At 34.5% G+C, this 25,996-nt stretch carries 20 protein-coding genes; 5 read left to right on the forward strand and 15 right to left on the reverse strand.

Going from position 1 to position 25,996, the window contains the following annotated elements; genetic code table 11:
• Positions 1-84 precede the first annotated feature (84 nt).
• The 10 genes from BJS11_RS03165 to BJS11_RS03210 form a co-directional block, all read right to left on the reverse strand.
• Entirely contained in the window at positions 85-1,167 is a 1,083-nt protein-coding gene (locus BJS11_RS03165; RefSeq protein WP_069994482.1) for a YkvI family membrane protein, read from the reverse strand.
• A 269-nt stretch (positions 1,168-1,436) separates the two neighbouring features.
• Positions 1,437-2,795 carry a gluconate:H+ symporter gene (locus BJS11_RS03170; RefSeq protein WP_069994483.1) on the reverse strand — a complete coding sequence of 453 codons (1,359 nt, stop codon included), beginning with the start codon at positions 2,793-2,795 and terminating at the stop codon, positions 1,437-1,439.
• A 205-nt stretch (positions 2,796-3,000) separates the two neighbouring features.
• Positions 3,001-4,545, reverse strand: a complete 1,545-nt coding sequence (gene gntK / locus BJS11_RS03175; RefSeq protein WP_069994484.1) for a gluconokinase — start codon at positions 4,543-4,545, stop codon at positions 3,001-3,003.
• A gap of 35 nt (positions 4,546-4,580) precedes the next feature.
• Complete coding sequence (locus BJS11_RS03180; RefSeq protein WP_069994485.1) at positions 4,581-5,261, reverse strand: GntR family transcriptional regulator; 681 nt, start codon at positions 5,259-5,261, stop codon at positions 4,581-4,583.
• 168 nt (positions 5,262-5,429) lie between these two features.
• Positions 5,430-6,146, reverse strand: coding sequence for a MerR family transcriptional regulator (locus tag BJS11_RS03185; protein WP_245167059.1), 717 nt, complete (start codon positions 6,144-6,146; stop codon positions 5,430-5,432).
• 75 nt (positions 6,147-6,221) lie between these two features.
• Positions 6,222-6,917 carry a GTP pyrophosphokinase gene (locus BJS11_RS03190; RefSeq protein ID WP_069994486.1) on the reverse strand — a complete coding sequence of 232 codons (696 nt, stop codon included), beginning with the start codon at positions 6,915-6,917 and terminating at the stop codon, positions 6,222-6,224.
• A 279-nt stretch (positions 6,918-7,196) separates the two neighbouring features.
• On the reverse strand, positions 7,197-7,610 hold the full coding sequence (locus tag BJS11_RS03195; RefSeq protein WP_069994487.1) for a DUF2188 domain-containing protein: 414 nt from the start codon (positions 7,608-7,610) through the stop codon (positions 7,197-7,199).
• 267 nt (positions 7,611-7,877) lie between these two features.
• The gene (locus tag BJS11_RS03200) at positions 7,878-9,794 is read right to left on the reverse strand and encodes an FUSC family protein (RefSeq protein WP_142351551.1); all 1,917 of its coding nucleotides are present in this window, start codon (positions 9,792-9,794) and stop codon (positions 7,878-7,880) included.
• A gap of 495 nt (positions 9,795-10,289) precedes the next feature.
• Complete coding sequence (gene budA, locus BJS11_RS03205; protein WP_069994488.1) at positions 10,290-10,988, reverse strand: acetolactate decarboxylase; 699 nt, start codon at positions 10,986-10,988, stop codon at positions 10,290-10,292.
• 225 nt (positions 10,989-11,213) lie between these two features.
• Positions 11,214-12,491 (reverse strand): pyruvate MFS transporter, encoded by a 1,278-nt coding sequence (locus tag BJS11_RS03210; RefSeq protein ID WP_069994489.1) that lies wholly within the window; start codon positions 12,489-12,491, stop codon positions 11,214-11,216.
• Between the two features lie 271 nt (positions 12,492-12,762).
• On the opposite strand from BJS11_RS03210, the gene uptA reads away from it, so the two are divergent.
• Together uptA and BJS11_RS03220 are read left to right on the forward strand one after the other, a co-directional pair.
• On the forward strand, positions 12,763-13,371 hold the full coding sequence (gene uptA / locus BJS11_RS03215; protein WP_069994490.1) for an undecaprenyl phosphate transporter UptA: 609 nt from the start codon (positions 12,763-12,765) through the stop codon (positions 13,369-13,371).
• Positions 13,372-14,410: 1,039 nt separating this feature from the next.
• Positions 14,411-16,357, forward strand: a complete 1,947-nt coding sequence (locus tag BJS11_RS03220) for a fructose-bisphosphatase class III (protein WP_069994491.1) — start codon at positions 14,411-14,413, stop codon at positions 16,355-16,357.
• 58 nt (positions 16,358-16,415) lie between these two features.
• Here the strand turns inward: BJS11_RS03220 and BJS11_RS03225 are convergent, their stop codons facing one another.
• Positions 16,416-18,191, reverse strand: coding sequence for a cation:proton antiporter (locus BJS11_RS03225; protein ID WP_180365207.1), 1,776 nt, complete (start codon positions 18,189-18,191; stop codon positions 16,416-16,418).
• Between the two features lie 521 nt (positions 18,192-18,712).
• Between BJS11_RS03225 and BJS11_RS03230 the strand changes: the two genes are divergently transcribed.
• On the forward strand, positions 18,713-19,780 hold the full coding sequence (locus BJS11_RS03230) for a YkvI family membrane protein (protein ID WP_069994493.1): 1,068 nt from the start codon (positions 18,713-18,715) through the stop codon (positions 19,778-19,780).
• Positions 19,781-19,926: 146 nt separating this feature from the next.
• Entirely contained in the window at positions 19,927-21,342 is a 1,416-nt protein-coding gene (locus BJS11_RS03235) for an anion permease (protein ID WP_069994494.1), read from the forward strand.
• A 91-nt stretch (positions 21,343-21,433) separates the two neighbouring features.
• Here BJS11_RS03235 and mhqD read toward each other — a convergent pair whose 3' ends face one another.
• The 3 genes from mhqD to BJS11_RS03250 all read right to left on the reverse strand — a co-directional run bounded on the left by mhqD (position 21,434) and on the right by BJS11_RS03250 (position 23,578).
• Positions 21,434-22,033 (reverse strand): methylhydroquinone degradation carboxylesterase MhqD, encoded by a 600-nt coding sequence (gene mhqD / locus BJS11_RS03240; RefSeq protein ID WP_069994495.1) that lies wholly within the window; start codon positions 22,031-22,033, stop codon positions 21,434-21,436.
• Between the two features lie 83 nt (positions 22,034-22,116).
• Positions 22,117-23,073 carry a ring-cleaving dioxygenase MhqE gene (mhqE, locus tag BJS11_RS03245; protein ID WP_069994496.1) on the reverse strand — a complete coding sequence of 319 codons (957 nt, stop codon included), beginning with the start codon at positions 23,071-23,073 and terminating at the stop codon, positions 22,117-22,119.
• A 73-nt stretch (positions 23,074-23,146) separates the two neighbouring features.
• Complete coding sequence (locus tag BJS11_RS03250) at positions 23,147-23,578, reverse strand: MarR family winged helix-turn-helix transcriptional regulator (protein ID WP_069994497.1); 432 nt, start codon at positions 23,576-23,578, stop codon at positions 23,147-23,149.
• Positions 23,579-23,819: 241 nt separating this feature from the next.
• Between BJS11_RS03250 and aldA the strand changes: the two genes are divergently transcribed.
• Positions 23,820-25,244: an aldehyde dehydrogenase gene (gene aldA / locus BJS11_RS03255; RefSeq protein WP_069994498.1), complete on the forward strand. Its 1,425-nt coding sequence runs from the start codon at positions 23,820-23,822 to the stop codon at positions 25,242-25,244.
• A gap of 168 nt (positions 25,245-25,412) precedes the next feature.
• On the opposite strand, the gene BJS11_RS03260 is transcribed toward aldA, so the two are convergent.
• A complete protein-coding gene (locus BJS11_RS03260) occupies positions 25,413-25,865 on the reverse strand; it encodes a DUF1307 domain-containing protein (RefSeq protein ID WP_069994499.1) in 453 nt (150 codons plus the stop codon).
• Positions 25,866-25,996: the final 131 nt, after the last annotated feature.

The raw sequence follows: 25,996 nt of genomic DNA on the forward strand, positions 1-25,996 counted from the left end.
AGTTTCAGTCCAGTCTTATTTAGTTTCTGTTTGATATTCCACCATGTTTTTATTTATTTTATATTTCCATAATCTAACCTTTGTTCATTTTTTTCTATAACCAATTCTACCTAATTTCAATTTAAATGGTGCATAGAACAATACCAATATGAGGACTAAGCCTAAATAACCAATTAACGGATAGAATATGGCTACTAAATCCGTAAAACCTACAAAGCTTAAACACAAACCAATAACAACGGTAAGCGTATAAAAGACTTTAAATTGACGTGAATCCGCTTCAGTAAACCGTGTCGCAAAAGCATAAAACATACCCAGTCCAGTATTAAAAATCATGCCAAATATCACGATAGCCATTATAATCCCTAATACAGGTGAGATGTTATTGACAATACCTAGCATCGGCATTTCCATATCTCCAACCATATCTATTTGTGTAAAAATAGCTAAATGGCTTAACACAATCATTAGGCCTAGTGCCAGTCCGCCTATCAACCCACCAATTGCTGCAATTTTCGTATTCTTTTCAGAACCCCCCATTACAATTGCCATAGATGCACCTACTGCAGTGTTAAACGATGCATAGTTTACACCTGCCACAAACCAGTTTGGCAATGTCGAACTTTTGGCATCTGCAAGCGTATTTAATTGTGAAAATGATGTATCCGCCGTCATAAAACTAAATACAGAAATAATAATAATGAAAATAATTAAACATGGCGTGATATTACCAATGACTTTCACTACACCTTCTACTTTTAACATGCCTGCCAATAAAATAAGGACTGTCATTAATAATGTACCTACAATACTTGGTAGTCCAAATTGTTGATTTAAATTGGAACCGGCACCAGCAATCATGACAACACCGACGCCAAACAATGTAAAGATGATCACCAAGTCAATGATCCAACCCAACATTTTCCCAAAGCGTGACGTACCAGTGATACGATGAATGACTGCTTTATGCGAATCAGTCTTTGATTTACTACTAAGCCAGACAAGCATCATGCCTACATATGTAAATAATACTGTGGTAATGATTGCTCCCAATGTTCCCATCATGCCGAAACTAGTAAAGTATTGCAGTACCTCTTGCCCTGATGCAAATCCTGCTCCCACAATTACACCAATAAAGGCACTCGCAATTAATAGTATTCTTTTCATAAAATCCCCCCCTTTGATGTGTATACAAGTTGTTAAAAACACCTATACGTTATGATTATATTTAGAACTTTAAATTAAGACGATTATTGCAACACAATCATAACTTCTCCATTTTATCATTTCGAAAAAAAGTCGTGTTGTATTTTCAATAGTGTATGTCTGAAATCCTATGCTTATTATTCAATTAAAAACAAGGTCTGATGCAAACAAATACCTCCATAATGATATCAATCAAAATGAAGGCATTTTACGCATATTTAGATTTAATTTTAAACAAAAATACTTAAAATCAAGATAAAGACGAGTCCAGAAACCGATATGATGGTCTCAAGTAATGACCATGTTAAAAATGTTTCCTTAACTGTCAATCCAAAATACTCTTTAAACATCCAAAATCCTGCATCATTTACATGTGACAAGATGACGCTACCCGCACCAATCGCAAGTACGACTAAAGCGACATTCACATCTGATGATTGTAATAATGGTAACACTATTCCCGTAGATGAAATTGCTGCAACTGTAGATGAACCTAAAGCAATACGTAGAACAGCTGCCACGATCCATGCAAGTAATATTGGAGACATTTCCGTTCCCTCAAATAATTTAGCGATGGTATCACCAACTCCACCATCAATTAAGACTTGTTTAAAGGTGCCACCTCCACCAATAATCAAAATCATCATACCAATTGGATATATCGCACTTGAAACGGAATCCATAATGTCAGCATTTTTACGGCCTTGCTTAACCCCCATCGTAAACATTGCGAACAACACAGCGATTAACATTGCTGTACCTGCTGTACCGATAAAGTATATAAAGGATTCAAACCCATTCGTCGCAGATTCATGTCCCGTAACTAATTGTACAACCGTTGATAGTAACATTAAAATAACCGGTGATATCGCTGTTAACAAACTAATACCAAAACCTGGCATTTCAGAATCTGTAAATGTTCTTTGCGCACCTAACGCTGAAATGTCACCTTCACGTTCGTAGGCAGTGGGCGTTATTTTTTGTGCAATTTTATTAAATAATGGTCCTGCAATGATTGTTACTGGTATCGCAATAATAATACCGTATAACAATACATGTCCAAGATTAGCTTGTAATTCTTTAGCAATCACAACCGGTCCTGGATGCGGTGGTAAGAAACCATGTGTCACTGATAATGCCACAACCATAGGAAGTCCTAATTTTAATTGTGAAATATTTGCACGCTTCGCAATTGTAAATACCAGTGGAATCAGTAAAACTAAACCTACTTCAAAGAACAACGCAATCCCTACAATAAATGCTGCGATGAGCATTGCCCATTGTACATGTTTATGTCCAAATTTCTGAATCAAAGTGTCGGCAATTCGCGTAGCACCCCCACCGTCTGAAAGTAACTTACCTAGAATTGCACCTAGCCCAAATATCAATGCAATATGGCCAAGTGTACTCCCCATGCCAGTTTCTACCGTATCAATGATTTTTTCTAAAGGCATACCTAGTAAAATTGCCGTTATAATCGAAGTAATAATTAGTGAAATAAACGTATTTAATTTTAGGAAAATAATAAGTGACAATAATACAACAATTCCTATTACCACTGTGATGAGTGGCCATATCATTTCAAACATTTGTGCGCTCCCCTTTCAAAATAAGGATAGTAATTAAACAAATCTAAATAACAGCCTATCCTTGATAACGCTTTCTTTTATAAGTAAAATTTTTATTTATATAAACTAAACACTTGGGGTGCCGAAATCACTTTTTACGTATTCAACTTCGATACCCCAGTGTAATCATGTCTTTCTTAATTGTAAAAACAATCTATGAAAGCAACTAATGTTCACTCACATGATTGCGTTGAAACGTCGCAATTTCTGCATAACGTTCTTCTAATGAACGACTTAAATTAATAAAAATTGTAATCAATTGTTGATATGTCATAACATTCGTTTCATTTGGTTGATGTTCATTTGTTGTGCCTACCATTTCTTCAATAATTGAAAAATCCTCAATTTCACCTAATGCTTTCATGCCAAGGACACATGCACCTAAACAAGAACTTTCATAACTTTCAGGTACAATTAGTTTTGTATCAAAAATATCTGCCATCATTTGGCGCCAAACTTCACTTTTTGCAAAACCACCTGTAGCCTTAATAGTTGAAGGTGTTTCTTCCATAACTTCAATCAATGCAAGATAAACAGTATACAGATTATAAAGGACACCTTCTAATGCGGCTCTTATCATATGTTCCTTCTTATGTGACAATGTTAAGCCAAAGAAAGAACCTCGCGCATCTGCATTCCATAATGGTGCACGTTCTCCTGCCAAATATGGATGGAAGATTAAGCCACCTGAACCTGGCTGAACACGGTTCGCAATTTTCGTTAACACATCATATGGATCTACACCTAGACGTTTCGCTGTTTCAACTTCACTTGCTAACATTTCATCGCGCAACCAACGCAAGACCACACCACCATTATTTACTGGACCCCCTATGACATAATGATCTTCAGTTAGTACGTAACAGAAGATACGCCCTTTTTTATCGGTCCGTGGTTTGTCAATCACAGTTCTAATAGCACCTGAAGTGCCAATTGTCACGGCAACTTCACCTTTTTTAAATGCACTAACCCCTAAATTAGATAATACGCCATCACTCGCACCCACGATGATTGGAGTGTCTTCGTCTATGCCCATCAAACTTGCATATCTGCGCTTCATGCCAGAAAGTACGTGCGTTGTCGGGACAACTTGAGGTAATTGTGATTCAGTAATACCTAATAATGCCAAAGCTTCTGAGTCCCATGTAAGTGACTCCAAGTTCAACATACCAGTAGATGAAGCCATAGATTGATCGATTACATACGTTTCGAAGAGTTGATAAAAAATATATGTCTTTATATCTGCAAAAGTCGCTGTTTGTTTGAATATTTCTTGCTGTTCATGTTTCATCCAATATATTTTAGCTAATGGTGACATTGGATGAATAGGCGTGCCAGTTCTTTGATAAATTGCATCACCATCATGTTGTTGTTTAATTTCTTCTGCATATTTACTTGCACGATTATCTGCCCAAGTTAAGTTCTCTGTCAGTCTTTGATGACTTGCATCCATTGCAATTAAACTATGCATTTGTGCACTGAATGAAATGAACTTCAAATCTTCCTTAGAAACATTTGCTTCTCTCATAACATATTTAACAGTCATTAAAACTGCATCAAATAATTCATCAGGATTTTCTTCTGAAACTTCAACATTCGGTGTATGTAACGGATAGCCAATATTATGTTTCATAATCAACTGACCTTGTTCATCATATAGAACCGCTTTTGTACTCGTTGTACCTATATCAACGCCAATCATATATTTCATGATTTAACCTCCCAATTTTTATTACATTGAAAATGCTATCTCAACCAAAAACTATCAATGTCATCGCCAACATCATCAAAGTTTAAATGAAATGCTTCTCTTAATTTAGCTGCGTCTTGTGATGCTATCGCATCGATAAATACTTCATGATTATGATGAATACGCTCAAAATCCTCTGGGTCTTCATTCATCCGTTTACGCATAGATAACAATATCAACGCCTCCATTACTGGACGTAAATTATTCCAAAATGTTTTTAAATACTGATGTTTGGAAGCCATAATTGTCACTTCATGAAATTTCATATCATGTTCTGTAAATGCTTCTGCATCTTCGAATTTCACTGCTACTTTCATCATTTCAAGTTGCTTCTTCAATTCTTTAACAATCTGATCATGATTTAATGTTTTTATTCTACTAAATGCAAAAGATTCCAGCATAATACGTAAGTCATAAAGTTCTTTCTTCTCTTTGTCATCGAAAGTCAGTACCTCTGCACCCATACGCTCTAAATTGATAAGTTGGTCTTGTTTTAATAATTTAAATGCATCCCTTACCGGTGAGCGACTCACGTTAAAAGATTTCGCAACTTGGTTTTCAGTTAATAATGTGTCAGGTTCGATGGTACCATCGACAATACCTAAACGTAATTCAGCTGCGATCATTTCTCCTTTTGAAACACCTTCCAACCACTGTTCTGGATATGCGTATTCCATATTAAACAACCCCTATCTACTAATACGATGTACTTGTATACAAGTATGTTAATACACAGAGAATTAATTTGCAAGCGCTTGCAATCGATTGCTATTTACTTCCTACACAAAAAAGCACATCAGGACGATACCTGAAGTGCGCTTTAAATTAATATATGCTTTTCATTTCTATTTCGCAGTGGCAATACAATTATTCACTTGATTACAGTGCGGACAGCTCAATCTTCTCGTTTGTGGTGTATGACGTGCGAACATCCAATTTAATAATTTGGGATTAAATGTTGATTGACAATTTGGACAAATATACGTCACTTTTTGATATATATAATGTGTAAAATATGCTGCATATCCAATCAAAAATGGCATTGCCAAAATAAATGGCCACCATTTTTTCATATAAATACTCGCTACTAAACTTGTATGTTGTAATATTACCACAGGAACAATGCTATACATTATTGGTCTAGTCACTCGTTTTAATTTCGGTTTTGCCTTAACATAATGCTGCGTATTAAGAATTTTTTCTAATGATGCATCTGATGACTCTCCAATATATTCACTAAATTCGCGTACTTCCTTCAATAAAATTTGTTGCGACTTTAATTCATTTTCTACTTCTATTGCTCTTTGCTGTAACATTGTTCGAACGGTCTGTAATTTATTGTCTTGCAGCATTATTTTTTTAATATCTTTTAACGAAAATCCAAATTGCTTTAGAATTAATATAATTTCTAAATCTCGCTTACTTTCGTCATCAAAAATACGTCTCCCGTTTTCTCCAGTTGTCACTGTTGTTAAAAGTCCCTGTTTATCATAGTATTGGATTGTTCTAACTGAAATGTGATACTGCTTTGCTAAATCACCTGTTTGATATGTTATCATCATATACTACCTCCTTACCATCACCCTATATAATGACGTTACGTAACGAGCAAGCATTATTTTATATTTTTTAAAGTATTAATGATCAAATACTTCAGAATGAATATCTTGCATTTTACTTTCTACCGAGGTAATATCTGTCGCGCACTGCTTCAAAATCCCCTTATATTTTTCAGTGTTTTCACTGTTTTTATAACGTATCTTATGCTCTAAACTTGCCCACATATCCATACCTATCGTTCGAATTTGTACCTCAACAGGTACAGTTTCAACAGAATGTGCTAAAAATACTGGAACTGTGACTACAATATGTAAGCTTCTATAGCCATTTTCTTTAGGATGTTCAATATAATCTTTGCGCTTTAATAATTTAATGTCTCCTTGTTTTAACAATAAATTTTCAATCACATAAATGTCATCGAAATAATTACATATAACCCTGATGCCGGCAATATCAAATATGTTTTCTTTTGCAGATGCTGTGCTCACTTCATATCCTTTTCGGTCTAATTTTTTAATTAAACTTCTCATTTCCTTCACACGACGCTCCATGTGATGAATTGGGTTATGTTTATACATTTGTTGAAATTGATCGTCTAATATATCTAGTTTCGTACTAATTTCTTTAAGTGCCGAAGTATACAATTGTTCCAATGCAACAAAACCAACAATCATATCTAATGCTTCTTCCGAGCTATTTATATGTTTAATACTTTCTTTAAATTCTTGTTTTAAGTCGTCAATATTTAACGAAGGTTTACGTTCTATGTACATATATTTCGTGCCTCCAGTGAATTGCTTCTTTTAAAATTCATTATACCTAATTTCAAATTACAATTTAAATATAAAGGGGCACCTCTTACTTGAAATCAAAAAGCTGAAACAACTGCTTAGCACTTATTTAACACGCTATTTTTTATCGATTTGCATTTCTTAAAACTAACAATAACGTCCATAAATATAGCGACTGCTTCATGAATGAAGTTGAGCCGCTCTTTAGCAATACTTTTGGTTTTTTTGGCAAATTTGTTGCTATCCTTGCATTGAAGGATTTTATTCATTTTTCTTATGTGTAATCATGTCAGTACCACGATTATCTGCAATTTGACGTGCACGGTTTTGTGCGTCTTCTTTCTTTTCAAATGTTTCCGATACTTGTTTAGCACCTTCTGTTTTAATTTTCCATTGCTTATCTTCATAAAAAACATGAATATCATTGTCATTCAATGATGGACGTGCTGTATCATCTTTCTCATGTTGCGTAATTTTTTTGTTTTTTAATGTGGCTAAATCACTATCTGTAGCATCCTTATACCATGATTCTGCCTGCTTTGTTGCAATAGGAATAACATCACTTTCCGCGTAACCATCTGTCAACATAGCATTGCCTATATCAATAGCCTTTTTTCGTTCTAACTCGTCCAAGTTTTTCCAACTCTGAGGGTAGTCATTCATTGTCCAAGGCACATTATTTCCTCCTCATTGATTCATCTCTTTTTTAAATGTTTACCACTTTCCAACCATTTAAAACTTCTAATCCTATGTATTGAAGATATAATCAACGTCACATCAACACGGTGAGCAGTCATACCGAAGACAACCCTAAGACTACCCACACGTGTAATTACATAACTTTCATTTATTCAAAATAAAAAGACGCGAGTGACGAAACCTAGGTAACTCTAGATTTCGTTTCTCGCGTCCCGATACATGCTATTTTGCTGGCATGTTCATTTAAGCCAGTGACAATTTCACTTCTTGTCTTGCATTCATACAGTTATTTTGAATACGCATTAAAGCCGTTCTGATATGTGCGTATTGTGGTAATGATGATAACTCTTGCACTTGAATATTTGTACCACGTTCAAAATGCTTTGCAATATTTTCAAAAATCAATAAATATTCACCCATGGTTTCATCATCAACGTGATAGCGTTTCTCGTTACTTAACGCCCGTGTTAGCATAAAGCTAATTTCTTCTAAAGCATAGATACTTGGATAATAGTATTGCACCACCATTTTACTACTAAACAATTCACCGTTGGCACTATTATAGACTTGTGTCATGTTATTCAATTTTACACTTAACTTAAGCATTTCTTGTTTATCTTGTTCTCTAGAAGCGTATTTATTACTTGAAAATATATAGTGAAATAAGACTGCCTCATCACGTGCTACTGCTGCAAGTGTCCCCGGTAACATAGATGAAGCTGTTTTTCTGCCTATAATCAATAAGCAAATTACTGCAATAATAATTCCAACGATAACATCTATAACTCTAGGTAATGCGATGAGTATAGATAAGTGATTAGACGCTAAGCCATTTAATAGAATTACTTGAATAGTGATAAAAATAACAGCAAAAGAATAATTGGCGCCGACAAACATTTCCGTGACACCTGCTGCTAATGCGAGCAGTACGATTGCTACTGGAACAGGTGGTGTTGTTAACAATATCAATGATAAAATTAACACACCGACAATGGTTCCAATACCTCTTGAGCCTGCACGCTCAAAACTGTGCAATGTTGTGGAACCTAACAATACGGTATGCGTACTTAATGGAATCCAATATGCTTTTTCAAAATCAAACATTAACGCAATGAAAATTGAAATCGCCATGATAATTGTATAACGTACTGTGTTCCTAAATACAAATGAATCTAAAGTTAAATTTTGTAACATACGGTGACCATAAATTGGTACACGAATATCGATTTCATGTTCAACACGATCATTATCTGCATTCATAATCGCATCTACTTTAACAATACTATCCATTAAATTTTCATAAATCTTATCAACATCGACTTGTTGAGTCCATTGCTGTTGGGTCTTGCCTTGTGAATAGACCAGTTTGATGACATAATCCGTCATTGCTTTTATTTCATTTGGCAATGGGCGAGCATTTTTCTCATTTAATTCTAAAAGTTCAGAGTGAATCCCTTGTGCTGTATTGTGTAATAACAATAAACGCTGAAATTCTGGTGATTCTTTCGATTTAGCCGTGCTTGATGTAATCAATTGATTATCAGAATTTCTAAAAGCTGTTACTGCAAATTGCGACGCTTTTGCAAAAGTTTTTGGATCATCAAAGTTATAAATCAATTGCTTAATAATATTATAATCATTTTTAATAGCTTTAAACTCAGTAGTTTCTTTAGAGAATAAGATGACTACTACCACAATTGCAGTAGCTAGTAATCCTCCAACAAACATTGCCAGGCCACGAGTCAATGCTTCTTCAGGCGCAATTGGCAAATTAATTGGCAAACTAAAAGCCACAATAAAAAACGTTGAAGATGGTCCAGGAATATTTAATGAGCTAAAGATATAGTATGGAATGACAGTGACAAACAACAGTAGTACTCCAAAAATCAATGGTTGATTAACGGTAAGTGTCCCTAATATCATTCCTACCGATAAGCCTATTGATGAGAAAAGTACTGTGCGTAATTTAGAACGAGACGATCCTCCAAACACATAAATATGTGCCAATGTTCCTGTTGAAATCAATAAGCCTATTGGAAAATGATCTGTCATATAACCTACAAGTAAAGGAATTAGCATGAGTATACATTGTCTTATCCCTTTCGCTACATCTATTTTCATAGCATTAAAACGTATCAGTGATTTTAAATAGTCAATCAATGGTATCACCCAACTCCTTTATAAATATATTATTTAATACTTCGTGTATAAACTACACATATAAATATGCATATAAAAAGGATGGGATAGAAATCAACTTCTCCTTTTGATTTCGCTTCCCCACCCTACAAAGCTGGCAAGATATTTACAACTTCAAACAAGTTTCTATTAGATATCAAACAGCAATTACTTGGGAGTGGGACAGAAATCAAATTTTCTAATAGGGATTTCGGAGTCCCACCCCGGCAAGAATGACTAGAATTTAAAAGTTTACCTAAGCTAAAGCTCAGGTATAAAGTCACCTACTGCCTAATTGAACAAAAAATCCGTGTCATCTATTTAGTCTCAGTCACATCTCTTAGACGCTTCGCAAAAAAGCTTCAAAGTTACGTCAATTTAATGCATTACTTTACTATTTTAACACTTTTTTAAATTCTTCTAGAGCCATTTGTTTACAATGTACTGATATTTGCTTACACAATCCACTAAAAATAATTATTCGGCTTCTGTAATATCTTCACTAATACGCGTATAATCGATGTCAGTTTCTAAAAATGTTTGATTTTTCACTGGAAAATGTTGTTCTAATGTTTCAATATTACTTAAGTCTACCGAACCATAATTCAATTCAAAGTCTAGTACATGCCCACCAAAACTTTTCTCATCATCCACAAAGTGAAGATGAAAACCACCTGCCGCTATACCATGAAATAATTGCGGCGAGTAAAATCCAACAACTGTTCCATACACTTGTTCTCGCTTATATTCTGGTTGTCGTTTCGCAGATTCTATTAATTTTGTATATGGTGGTTCTTGTTTAGGCATCATTCTGACATGCATCATCTCAAATTTCCCTGTAATTTTAACAGCAATAAATATATTGTCGCTTAAAGCATGTTGTCGCACTTTATTCAACAGTGCTTCAGAGTCAGTGATGTGACGCACATCAAAATGGTCATCTGCTTTAAATGGTGTAACCGTTGCGAAAGGTGTTAATTCATTCCCAGATAATATTTTAAACTCGCCATGTTCATTCGCATGATACGCTTTCCCGTCTAAGATGATGACTTCACCATCAGATCCGGTTAATGTTCCGATTCCCAAATCACCATGATTTAATATTTCATTTATTGTTGCTGTACCTTCTAATAATCCCGCCATCAATGTACCTAATGTCCCATGTTGATATAACATTGTGCGATACTCCTTATCATTAATGTATACTTTGACAATGACTTACTTTATCTACAAATTTCTTTTAAAATGATTCATATAAAATTATACACCTCAATATAACAACACGACAGTGTTATGCTTCATAATAAAAATAAAACATAAGCCGCATACTCCTAAAAAGTATTTGACTTATGTTTATATATTTATATTCAATTTCCTCTTAAAAATTATGACATTAGTCGGTTATAGCTTTTCTTTTTCAATAATTAATGGTTGATCTGGCTTCACAAAGAACCACATAACGATTGCAAAGATAACTGGGATAATGACAAGTTCTAATGTTACCGTCCAACCTACTATATCAACCATGATACCTGCTAATAAAGGACTAAGTAACGCACCAATATTTCCCCATAAGTTCATCCAGCCTGAAACGGAACCTGAGAAATTGCGTCCTAAGTCTGTCGCTGCTGCCCAACTCATTCCTGTAGCAATACCAATACCACCCAGACATAATGATAGCCAGAAGACATTAACGACTAAATTATCTGTTTGAATTGACATGAATAGCGAAATACAAAATACGACGAACCCAATAATAGCAATAGTTGCACGCGCAATAAATCGAGACTTACCACTTTGTAATAATTTATCTGAAATTGCACCACCACATAAAATTAATACAAACATTGCTATCCAGGGTGCACCAGCCGCCCAAGCCATTTCTGGATCTGTCAATTTAACTTGATATTGTTCCGTTAAATAGGTTGGTAACCAAATCAAGAACAATGATACTACAAATTGTACGACGAAATATTGCGCTGCTAATGCGTAAAAACTAAAGCGTTGTAAGAATATATTCCACGGTGCTTTAGATTTCTCCGTTTTGATAATATCTCTGTTTTCAATGATATAATCCTTTTCAGCTTCATTGACCATTTTATGTTGCTCTGGTAAATCTTTTGCAATAACCATCCAAAGTAAGGCAATAACAAACCCTACAGCACCAAAAATATAAAATACAGCCTGCCAACCAAACAAATTTACAATTGCAATCGTCACTACAGGTGCAATAACTGGTCCGAAATATGAACCTGCTAATAGTGCACTAGATGCACGTCCTTTTTCACCTTTAGCAAACCAATTAGTATTAAATACAGCATTAGATGGATACATCGGCGCTTCTCCAATACCAAATAAGAATCGCACTGCATAAAGCATGCCATGATTTTTTACAACTCCAGTTAAAATCGTAAATGCACTCCACCAGACCAGTGCAATCGTCAGCATTTTCTTAGAACCAAATTTTTCTGCTAAAAAACCAGATGGCACTTGCATTAATGCATATCCAAGTGAAAAGAATGATGCTAACAATCCAAATTGCTTTTTACTTAAATCTAAATCTTCCATCATTGGACCTGCAATTATCGATATATTTGATCGATCCATATATGCAATAACACCAATAATAAAAAAAGCAATTGCAAAATACCATCTAATATTTGTTTTCTTTTGTCCCATATATTCCCCAACCTTCTCCCAATATCTAGTCATCATATGACCTAATGTATAAAATATTACCACATCGTGAAATCGCTTACAATATCTTTTTTAAATAATTTATTTTATATATTTAGAATTAATAAGGGCGCGTTTTTCTAATATAACGTTTATCGATATTTCATCCTTAAGACCTGGCAGTAATATATGTACAATCTCAGTATTTAGCTTATAATATAGAAAGCATATAAATTAACCATTAAGTGAACTTTGAAGGAGCGCATTGAAACAAATGGAACAAATCTTAACTGACTTTATCAGTACTTGGGGCTACGCCGCAATCACGATACTTATATTACTTGAAAACATACTACCATTTATCCCGTCAGAAATTATATTAACGTTTGCTGGGTTAATGTCAGTGAAATCAGATCTATCAATTCCTATACTATTTATGATATCTACAATTGCTTCATTAGTAGGTTTACTTGTACTTTACTATATTAGTAGACTTGTATCTGAAACACGTCTATACCATTTTGTTGATAAATACGGAAAATGGATAAAATTAAAAGGTAAGGATGTAGCACGTGCCAATGATTGGTTTAAAAAATATGGAGCTATTGCTGTCTTTATTTGTCGTTTTATTCCAGTATTACGCGTGCTTATTACAATTCCTGCTGGTATTAACCGTATGAATGTTGTGTTGTTTGCTATTTTGTCACTCATTGGAACAACTATTTGGAATTTCGCTCTAATTTATTTAGGAAAAATGCTTAGTGGTAGTTGGGACGTCTTAATGACTGGCCTTCACACTTATTCATATATAATGTATATCATTATCATCTTGGCAGCTATCTACATCGTATTTAGATTGTTTAAGAAGAATAGAGTACAATAATCAATGTTGCATATTATTTTTAAAATGTGTTTATAGCAAGTTATATAGTAAAAGGACAGTACATCAAAGCTAATGCAATTATTAGCCAAGATATTACTGTCCTTTTTAATTCAACAAAAAAGGAAGTGGAACAGAAAGCCATTTCTCTAATAAAGATTTCGTAGTCCCACCCCGGCAAGGATGACTAGGGTTGAAATGTTTACCTGAGCTGAAGCTCAGGCATAAGTCTCACTAACTTAATAAATTAAAGCAGTGAGACTTTATATTTCCAATTCAGTCATCTACTGCCTAATTCGATAAGAGCCTGAGACATCTATTTATGTCCCAGGCTCTTCATCTATTTATAATTTCCCCCATCGAGCTTCGGTATTCGAAGCAAAGACTTGATCTTTCAAATTACAATAGTCAATATCCAAATGAACTGAAAATGCTTTGAAATAGATCATAAAATGCCCTTATTCTTTAAGGCATTTAGTCACCCCTATGTAAATGCTTATACATATGTATCACATTCTCAAGTCACTTTTGACTTGACTCGTTAGAAAAAGTCATGAAACAAAATTCCCCTATATAATTTTGTTACATGCATACATTATACAAAAAATCTCATAAAATAAAACATCATTTTTAAAATTTCATAATATTACGTTTAAAAAAACAGAGTATTAACTACTAAAAAAGCTTTTACTACAGCTTTTTACTGCCGATAAATTATTTTTGTAAAATTACACCGTAATTCAATATAGCACTTTATTTAAATTCATAAAATCACATTTTTTTCAATATAACTATTTAAATACCCAATATTTTATATTTGAGTTACATGAATATAATAATACATAAAAAAATTATGGGTTAGTACAACTCATTTCATTTTTTCCTTTTGTAATTCTTTTTTTAGAATTTAAGTTATGTTCATAATATAATAAGAAGTAGACAAAGCTATTACTATTAATGCTACAATAAGAGATATATCATGAAAGCGTTTTTAACAATGTATTTCATAACCCTGAAATTTATACAACTGGAGTGACATAACATGCATAAAACAGTAGATAAAAGCATAAAAGATAGATTTTTAGATTTACTTTCCGAACAATATAGCACTAAAGAAGAACTCGCAACGGAGATTATTAATTTAGAATCCATTCTCGAACTTCCCAAAGGTACTGAACATTTTGTAAGTGATTTGCATGGTGAATTTCATGCCTTTCAGCACGTGTTACGTAATGGGTCTGGTAATGTGCGTTCAAAAATCAACGATATTTTCCAAGATACTTTAACTCGCAAAGAAATCAACGAGTTCTCTGCGCTCGTTTATTATCCTGAAGAAAAATTAAAATTAATCAAAAACAGCTTTAGTTCAAAATCGGAACTCAATGAGTGGTATATTACGACAATTAACCGACTTATCAAGCTCATCACATATGCATCATCTAAATATACTCGCACAAAACTACGTAAATCATTACCGAAAAATTATGTATTTATTGTAGAAGAATTGCTCTACAAAAGTAATAAATATAATAACAAGCGCTCATATTATGAAACGTTAATCAACCAAATTGTAGAATTAGAACAATCAGATGATCTTATAATTGGATTATCTTTTACCGTACAACACCTTGTAGTGAATCATTTGCACGTTGTTGGGGATATTTATGATCGTGGACCAGAACCAGACAAAATCATGGAAACTCTAATCGACTACCCTTCTGTCGATATTCAATGGGGAAATCACGATGTACTTTGGATTGGTGCATATGCAGGCTCTAAAGTTTGCTTGGCTAACCTACTGCGTATCTGTGCACGCTATGATAATTTAGACATTATCGAAGATGCATATGGCATTAATTTACGTCCATTATTGACGCTTGCCGAAAAATATTATGACGGTAAAAATCCTGCCTTCAGACCAAAAAATGCTGAAAATTTAACGGAATTAGAACAAATTACGAAAATTCACCAAGCCATCGCAATGATACAATTTAAGTTAGAGGCACCTATTATTAAGCGTCGTCCAACTTTCGAGATGGAAGAACGTTTAGTCCTTGAAAGTATTGATTTCGAAAAAAACGAGGCAACATTATATGGTAAAACGTATCCGTTAGAAAATACTTGTTTCCAAACGATTGATCCAAACAACCCTAATGCGCTTTTAGATGAAGAATCAGAAGTGATGGATAAATTATTATTATCTGTACAACAATCAGAAAAGTTAAAACGCCATATGACATTTTTAATGCAAAAAGGCACACTTTACTTACCATACAACGGTAACTTACTCATTCACGGTTGTATCCCTGTCGATGAACAAGGTGAAATGGAAGCAATGGTTATAGATGGCGTTAAATGTTACGGCAGAGACTTGCTCGATCATTTTGAAACGTATGTTAGAGAAGCGTTTGACCACAAAGATGTCCAAGACGATTTAGCAACTGACTTAGTATGGTATTTATGGACCGGAAAATATTCATCGTTATTTGGTAAACGTGCTATGACTACATTTGAGCGTTACTTCATTAAAGATAAGACTGCTCACAAAGAAACAAAGAATCCTTATTATCATTTACGTGAAGATGTTGACATGTGTAGAAAAATGCTTAAGGATTTCGGCCTAGACCCAGAACAAGGTCATATTATTAACGGACATACACCAGTTAAAGAGATTGATGGCGAAGATCCAATAAAAGCAGAAGGTAAAATGATTGTCATAGATGGTGGCTTTTCTAAAGCCTATCAATCTACAACTGGTATCGCCGGTTACACATTGCTGTATAATTCATTCGGCATGCAACTTGTGGCACATCAACACTTCAATTCTAAAAAGCATGTATTACTGAATGGTGCAGATGAATTATCCATTCGTCGTGTCGTTGACAAAGAATTACAACGTAAAAAAATACGAGACACAAACACTGGACAAGAAATACAAGAAAAAATAAATATCTTAAAAGAACTTATGCATGATCGATTTGTGAATTAATTGAATCAATAAAATCCCCCACTTGTACAATTTGAATTGTCGCAAGCGGGGGATACTTTTATATATTTAAATGTAAATAGGCATCTTTTAAATAGCCAATCACACCATTATCAGTGTGTGTAAGCTTTTGGTTTCCACGTTGAAATGTTACTTCATGCTGCTCATTGATATGATAGAGTACCATATCATTTTCTGTTAACTGCTCTCTATTGTACGCCTCTATTTCTAGAATATTATGTTCTACTATAAATCGATTAAACCAGTGTGTTGTCATATTATTATCAAAAAGAATATGATTCTTTATTGGTCCTTCTATGTTACTACGCGCATGTTCGTCCATAAATGAAACTGGCATCATGTTCACATTTTTCAAACCAAATTCAGGAACTAATTCATTAAATGCCAAACTATTAAAAACAAATGATTGGGTCATTAATAAGCATTTATTATACCTTGTCATATCTGCATAGATACGATCACTACTAGAAAGTAAATTACCTTCAAATACTTCAAAATCTAGATCATATGCTCGATCCGAAGTATTGCTAAACAAGTTAAACGTCATAACAGGAATTTGATGTTCTCTTAACTTCGCACCTAAATGAAAAGAAAACTCACTTTCTCCAACGATAATAACACCTGGGGGCTCTGTGCTTGATAAGCGCATCACCTTACTTAGTGGAACGAAACTAAATCCATATATCACAACCGTGATAAAAACAAGTCCGAATGTAACAGGCGTGATAAATTCAGCCATAGGTGTGCCCTTTTTAATGAATAGTCCCGCGAAAAATTGCGCAACTGTTAAGACGACAATTCCGCGTGGCGCCATTAATGAAACCATCGCCCTTTCTCTTTTAGATATTTCTGTTCCTATTGTTAACAGGATGATAGACAACGGTCTGACTAAAATAATCATAATGCCGCAGAAGATGAATAATTTCCATGATATGACACTTTCTAGCACATTTAATGTTAATGATGATGTGATTAAAATAAAGACTGTTGAAACCATGATAGAGGATGCATTTTCAATAAAATGGTCTGACTCTTTAAAAATCAAATCATGGCGCTTCATACGTGCCATCATTAAACCAAATATCGTAACCGCTAGAAGTCCAGATTCACGCAATATTTCATCACATAGCGCAAATATTAATAAAATAAAGACTAATTGTATCGGTGGCATCAAATTTTGAGGAATTGCATCGCGTTTAATTAACCACATAAATAGATATGACGCTCCAAAACCAATGACAATTGCAATAATAAAGCGCAGTACAAAGCTTAAAATAATTTGAAATTCGAAGCCTTGTTCAATGATTTGAAATACATAAAATGCACCTAGTGCTAACATCGGTCCAATTGGATCTAAAATGATACTTTCCCAACGTAAGATTGAATCGACACTTCTCCTTACTTTCGCTTGTTTTAATAATGGTTGAATCACTGTGGGTCCTGTGATTAAAAATAATCCACCTAACACAAGTGAAATCGTAATTGAAAAACCTAAGATTACATGTAGCGCAATCGCCCCAAGTATCCAAGCAATCACCGCGCCTATTGTTATAATTCTTATGACGGCTTTGGAAATTCCCTTCAATTCCCGAAAATCTAAATTACTACTACCCTCGAATAAAATAATTGCGACCGCTAGTGAGACAATAGGACTGAAAACCGCTTCACCTAAACTATGTTGCGGATTTACTAGCCCTAATATAGGTCCTACCATTAGCCCCACAATCGCCATGACGACAATAGATGGCCATTTAATTCTTGTTGCTAACCATTGGCTAAAAATGCCCAGCGCTAAAAATATAGCAATTAGTAACATTAACGGTAAATTTAATAAAGTCACTTTATTCCCTCTCTCTGTGGCATATATTGCGCACGACTGCTCATATGTGCTATATCACTATTTATATCGACATTACATGTAAAAGCATGTACGTTTTTATGTGCTCTTTGAACTTCACAGTGTACCCCCTCTAAGGATATTTAATCAAATTACTTCAAGACCATACTATACATGATAATTGATGAAATTGGCATTATATATATGTCTCAGGCTCTAGTCAAATTAGGCAGTAGATTACTGAATTGAAAATGTAAAGTCTCACTGCTTAATTCATTAAGTTAGTGAGACTTATGCATGAGCTTCAGCTCAGGTAAACTTTTCAACCCTAGTCATCTTTGACAGGGTGGGACCACGAAATCTTTAATAAAAAATGGGATTTCTGTCCCACTCCCACCTTTCTAATTTATCTTTTCATTTTTTTCAGATAAAATTACATAATGTGCAGCAATGATAATGTAATGCACCCATTTTTTATCCAAGAAAGGATTTCAAGTTTTATGAAAAACTTAAAAGAAATTATTACCGTCGCCTTCGCTTTTGTTGGCGTTGTTGTAGGTGCTGGCTTTGCAACCGGCCAAGAGATTTTCCAATTTTTCACAAGTAATGGCTATTTCAGTATTTATGGTGTATTGATTACTGGCTTAATCATTACAATCGGTGGCATTTTTGTACTACATACAGGTTTCAAATTACGTTCACATAATCATACTGAATCTATTAAATACTATCTACCACGATCAGTCGCTACGATATTTGATATTGTCTTAACTTTATTTTTATTTGCATTGGCTATGATTATGACTGCTGGTGGTGTTTCGACGATTCATGAAAGTTTTGGACTGCCTTATGTACTAAGTTCCGCAATTCTGGTTATGATTATTTTACTAACTTTATTTTTAAAATTCGACCGCCTCATTACAGTATTAGGGGTTGTCACACCCTTTTTAGTAATTATTGTAACGATTATTGCAGTTTATTATTTATCTAAAGGCCAACTCCATTTCGAATCTGCAAATCAATATGCGAATACTAATGGTCATTCTGATAAATTGTGGTGGTTTGATGCCATCAATTACGGCAGCTTACAAATTGCAGCAGCGTTTAGCTTCCTTTCCGTTATGGGTGGGCGCTTAAAGTCTGAAGTTTCTACAATTTGGGGCGGTATTATCGGAGGCATCATCATTACATTCTTACTGCTCATGCTTAACTTAGGAATGATTGCTCAATTCACAGAAATCACGCATGTAGCTTTACCTTCATTATTATTAGCTAAAAACATTTCACCTATTATCGGCTTATTTATGTCAATAGTCATGGTTCTTGTCATATATAATACCGTTGTCGGTTTAATGTACGCATTTGCTTCGAGATTTACAGAACCTTACACAAAATCTTATTACACCATGATTATCGTTATGGCAATTGTTACTTTTGCAGCAACATTTATAGGATTTATTGCACTGATTGGTCGTGTATTTCCAATAATGGGTATTTTCGGTTTCATCTTACTTATTCCTATTTTTATAAAAGGCATTTTCCGAAAAAAATCTACCGAAACTCAATAACTTGAATGTAGTTGATCGTAACTTTACAAGCGGAACCCATATAACTATAATGATTATGAAAAATATTATAATAAAGTAATAGGATATGATTCTACTTTACTATGTATCTTTTCTAAATAGAAAGTTAAGAAAGGTGTTCCTCAATTGTGAATCACAATATTAATTACAGAAAGTTCATCGTTCCTATCGTCGTTGGCATCATACTCTGGTTATTAACCCCTATACGACCAGAAGGCTTAGATAGCACGGCATGGCATATGTTCGCCATCTTCGTAGCAACGATTATTGGTTGTATCACGCAACCACTCCCTATTGGCGCAGTTGCCATGATTGGCTTTACATTAACAGTATTAACTGGTACCGCCAAAATAGACACTGCCGTTGCAGGGTTTGGCAATAGTAGCATTTGGTTGATTGCCATGGCATTTTTCATATCCAGAGGCTTTGTCAAAACGGGTCTCGGCAGACGAATTGCCTTACAATTTGTGAAAATATTCGGGAAGAAAACCCTCGGACTAGGTTATTCACTCATCGGTGTTGATTTAATACTAGCGCCTGCAACACCTAGTAATACCGCTCGTGCGGGCGGCATTATGTTTCCAATTATAAATGCACTTTCGCGTTCATTCGGTTCTAAACCTGAAGATGGCACGCAACGTAAGATGGGAGCATTTTTAATCTTCACAGAGTTTCACGGCAATTTAATCACAGCAGCCATGTTCTTGACAGCAATGGCAGGCAATCCCCTTGCTCAGTCACTTGCGAAACATCAAGGTGTCGATATTACTTGGATGCAATGGTTTTTAGCAGCACTCATTCCCGGTATTATTTCTTTGATTCTCGTGCCTTTAATTATTTATAAAATGTATCCACCTGAAATCAAGGAAACTCCGAATGCGAAATCTTGGGCTCAAAACGAGTTAAATGAGATGGGTAATATGGCTAAAAGTGAAAAATTCATGATTGGTATTTTTGTCATCGCCTTAGCCTTATGGGTATTAGGCACTACGTTAAATATCAATGCCACATTAACAGCCTTTATCGCCCTTTCATTGTTACTCATTACTGGCGTATTAACTTGGAATGACGTTCTGAAAGAAACAGGCGCTTGGAACACATTGGTCTGGTTCTCAATATTAGTCATGATGGCAAACCAACTCAATGAACTCGGTTTTATTCCATGGCTTAGTAAATCAATTTCTGGAAGTTTAGGCGGCTTAAGTTGGCCAATTGTACTAGTGATTCTAATCGTCTTTTACTTCTATTCACATTACTTATTTGCAAGTTCGACTGCACATGTAAGTGCGATGTATTCAGCATTACTTGGCGTAGCAATTGCAACAGGTGCGCCACCACTTTACAGTGCATTGATGCTCGGTTTCTTTGGTAACTTAATGGCATCAACGACACACTACAGTAGTGGCCCAGCTCCGATATTATATTCAGCAGGCTACGTATCTCAAAATCGTTGGTGGTCCATGAATGCTGTACTAGCTATATTCTACTTCATCGTATGGTTAGGTATTGGCTCTTTATGGATGAAACTCATCGGTTTAATGTAAATTTAAAGCCCCGTGTAACAATTTCACAAACATGGTACAACAACTATCATGTTAAAAGTGAAGGTTACACGGAGCTCTTTTATTTTAATTATTAATCCATTACCTTTAATAATTCTCGACCTGCTTCTACACCAGCTTGTGTTAGTTCATGACTATTCACCCAAACTTGAGTTACCTCTGCTCCACGTTTTTCGAAAATATCAATAACGTGCATACTATCTTCCTTAGTTACAATTGGATCATGCTCACCCATTGATAACAAGACTTTCATGTCACTTAAATCTTTGTCATTCGCAATATCAACTGGATACAACGGCGCATATAGTAAAGCTGCTTTAAATGAAATATCTTGATGTAAAATCATACTTATTGCAATATTAGAACCATTCGAAAACCCTACCGGTATAGCTTGTGTTAAATCAAAACCATAGCGTTCAGCAGCTTCCTTTAAAAATAAAATCAGTCTGTCTGTACGAAGTTTCAAATCCTCTAAATCGTATTGACCTTCCCCATGACGTTTAAAGAATCGATTCATTCCATTTTCAGATACTTCTCCTCGTATGCTTAATACATTATACTTCGGATTAAGCAACTCACTTAAAGGTAACAAATCATGTTCATCGCCACCTGTGCCATGTAATAAAATCAATGTTGGCGCATTTGTATCGCCTGCTCTAAAAATATATTCCATCTTATTTTAGACTCCTTTGAATAAATATTATTTAGTAGTTGTTAGCCAGTACCTCATCTATTCAGACCTAGAAAGTGTTCAAATTATCTACGCGTATCAAAAGGTCTAATTTCTGATTCAATATAAGCTCTCTGTTCCTCTAAAAATGGTGGTAATGCTAAATTTTCGCCTAATGTTTCATAAGGTTCATCTCCCATAAAGCCAGGTCCATCAGTAGAAACCTCAATTAATATGTGTCCTATGCGTGCATATAAAGCCTCAAAATAGAACCGATCCACTAATCCAGAATTGCCAATACCTAATGCCTGGTATTTTTCCTGCCATTGTTTTATCGCTTCATGGTCTTTTAATCTAAATGAAACATGATGGACTTCACCATATCCTTGTCTTGATTCTGGACTTTCAGTATCCTTTCTTAAAATAACTTGACCGCCATTGCCGCCTTCACCAATTTCTAAAATTGCTACATTATCTTCAGTTAAAATGGTTTTCATACCAAATACTTCTTCAAGCATTTTCATAAAATCTTCAAAATAACTTACAGTAATTTCAATAGGTCCTAGCCCATAAATAGCTTTATCCATTGGTACCGGACCATTTTTCCATGGTTTACCTGGCGCTACTCCTGCATTATGCTCATCAGATATCAGTTGATAACTTTGACCATCTACCTCTTCAAAAGGCAATACTTTTGTACCGAAGAGCGTTTGAATCCCCTCATGTTTAACATTATATTCATCAAAACGTTGCTCATAATAAGCTAACGCTGCATCGTTAGGCACTCTAAATGCAGGACGTGTAATTGAATTCGTACCTGGTGTACCTTTTGGACTATTTGGAAAATCAAAGAATGTCATGTCTGTTCCTGGTGATCCTTCGTCATCAGCAAAGAATGTATGATACGTATATATATCATCTTGATTCACCGTTTTTTTAACGAGTCTCATACCTAATACTTCTGTGAAAAATTTATAATTTCTTTCAGCGTCGTCTGTCATTGCAGTAACGTGATGAATGCCTAATAATTGTGGGTTTGTCATAGTAAAAATCTCCTTGTATATATATTTATCTCGATTTCGCAGTAATTTTGGTTAAAATTTTTAAATGCTACTCCTAGTCAATAGGTTGCGCACTTAATTTTTTTAAAACTTGTTGTAATACAGTTATTTCTTCATCTGTAAGTACTGAAAATGTAGACTCTAATGTTGATGCATGAGCTGGAAATATTGTATCCATCATGTCACGACCTTGGTCTGTTAATAATGCATTCGTAACACGCTTATCTTTTTCATTACGCTGCCTTACAACACAGCCCTTTTCTTCTAATTTATCTACTACATAAGTAATGCTACTACTTGCTATCAACACACGATTACCAATGCGTTGAATAGGCTGTGGTCCTTTATTATAGAGCAATTCCATTACAGCAAATTCTGTAACATTCAAATCATAGCGTTGGACGTCTCTTCTAACAATTTTCATTAAATGATCTACGGTTCTATTCAATCCGATAAATGAATTTAAAGATGCTTTTGTACGATTCATGTATTCACCAACCTTTTGAATTTATTTCGAATTCGAGATAAATTATAACGCTGCTATCATATAGTGTCAATAATTAAGTATAAAAAATATATCATCTCCTATAAATGCCATAACATGAGCTATTTATTGCCATTAAAGAAATCAAATCTTAACCACAATAACACTGCCTGCCCATATTTAAATTTCAACTTCGTTTTTCATCACCACTTAAGGGTATGCATATATTGTGGAGGTGTCATGAATGAATCAATTATTTATAAACAATGAATTTATAGCAAGTCAATCTACTGACACAGAGGACGTCATTAATCCTGCAACAGGTGAACAGATAGATACAATTACATTTGCAACTAAAGATGAAGTTAACGATGCTATAGAAAAATCAAAACAGGCACAATTAGAATGGGAAAAGGTACCTGAACCAACTCGTGCCGACCATGTCAAGTTACTTATTCCGTTGCTCGAACAAAACAAAGACACATTGGCAGAGCTTTATGTAAAAGAACAAGGTAAAACATTAGCTTCAGCAAAAGGTGAAATTGATAAATCCATTCAATTCATCGATTATATGACGAGCCTAAGTATGAATAACAAGGGTGAAGTCCTGCAAAATAGTCGTGAAAATGAAACAATTTTACTTACGAAGAAACCTATAGGTGTTACTGCTGGTATCGTCCCTTGGAATGCTCCAATTTTAGTATTAATGAGAAAGATTATTCCTGCTGTTATCACTGGATGCTCCGCTGTCATTAAACCAAGTGAAGCAACTTCCCTTATTACATTAAAGATTGCCGAATTATTGCGTGCTTCAACAATACCCGCTGGTTTAATTCAAATTTTACCAGGTAGAGGAGAAATTGTAGGTACCCAATTGGCACAACATCCTGATATTCAACTTATTTCACTAACAGGTAGTATGCGTGCTGGTAAATCTGTTTACGCTGAAAGTGCAAATACAGTTAAAAAAGTAAACCTTGAACTGGGTGGCAATGCACCAGTCATCGTTACACCAAATGCTAATTTAAATAAAGCCGTAAATTATATCGTCACTGCAAGAATCAATAATGCTGGACAAGTTTGTACATGTCCTGAAAGAATCTTTGTACATCAAGATATACATGACACATTTATCGATAAATTAAAAGATCAAATGGAACAATTAAAAGTTGGCGATCCGTTTGATGCATCTACAGATTACGGTGCAATCATTAATCAACAACAGCTTGATAGTATAGAGGAAAAAGTACAAAACGCGATTAAAAATGGTGCTAAGTTAATTACTGGTGGGCATAAAATCGACCGTTCCGGCTTCTTTTACGCACCTACAATTTTAGATGAAATCAACTCTGAGGACGCTGCTTTCAAGGAGGAAATCTTCGGTCCTGTATTACCAATTGTGACATACTCTGATTTTGATGATGCTATCTATCAAGCAAATGATACGAATGCTGGCTTATCATCATTTATCTTTTCTGAAAATCTACAAGAGATTATGTTGGCTACTGAAAAACTTAAATTTGGTGAAGTCTATGCCAATTGTGAAGCCGAAGAAGTGGTAAATGGTTTCCATGCCGGTTGGAGAGAATCAGGATTAGGTGGTGCCGATGGTGTTCACGGACTAGAAGAATACTATAATACTACCGTATCTTATATAAGATATGATTAAAATAGATGGCACAATTGTGAAGGCCTTTAGCTTATACTAAGCTACCAATAACAAAAAAAGCATTCGATTAATCCAAATGACTCAATAAAGTACATTTAGAAATCGAATACTCGTATAGTGCAGGTGTTGAAATCAAACATGACAATTTGGTTTCAATTCACTGCGCTTTTATTTTTCTTCTTTAAATCCTGCTTTTTCTAAAGCTTTTTTAGTTTTTTTATAGCTAACATCTTTGTCTTTATCTGCATTCGCAAATGCTGAAGATTCGATTTTTTTCAATTCTTCTTTATCAATTTTCTCCATATCAACTTTTATAGATTCGATAGCTTTATCATCAGTGTATTTCACTTTTTCTTCTAAACCATCAATGTTTTGATATTTTTCACTTTCTTTATCTAATAATTCTTTAACTTGCTCTTTTTCTACACCATAATCTTTATAATTTAATACAGATTCTGTTTTTTGTTCAGTAACTTTGTCACCCTTGTGAGTAAGTTTTGTTGTTATATCTACACCACTTTGCTCACCTTTAAATGTGTTTGTTTCTTCTTTTTCTCCACAAGCTGCTAGCATAACGATAGCAGTACCACTTACTGCGACTAGTTTTGTTAATTTATTCATAATGTATACACCCTATCCCTTTAGTTGTAAATTGCTTCTTTAGTATAACATTAATTTTTTATATTATTATACAATTTTTATGAAAATTTCACACATTATATACGATAATCTTACAATATTAAAAAACGTAC

The organism is Staphylococcus caeli (genome assembly GCF_900097965.1).
Taxonomy (GTDB): domain Bacteria; phylum Bacillota; class Bacilli; order Staphylococcales; family Staphylococcaceae; genus Staphylococcus; species Staphylococcus caeli.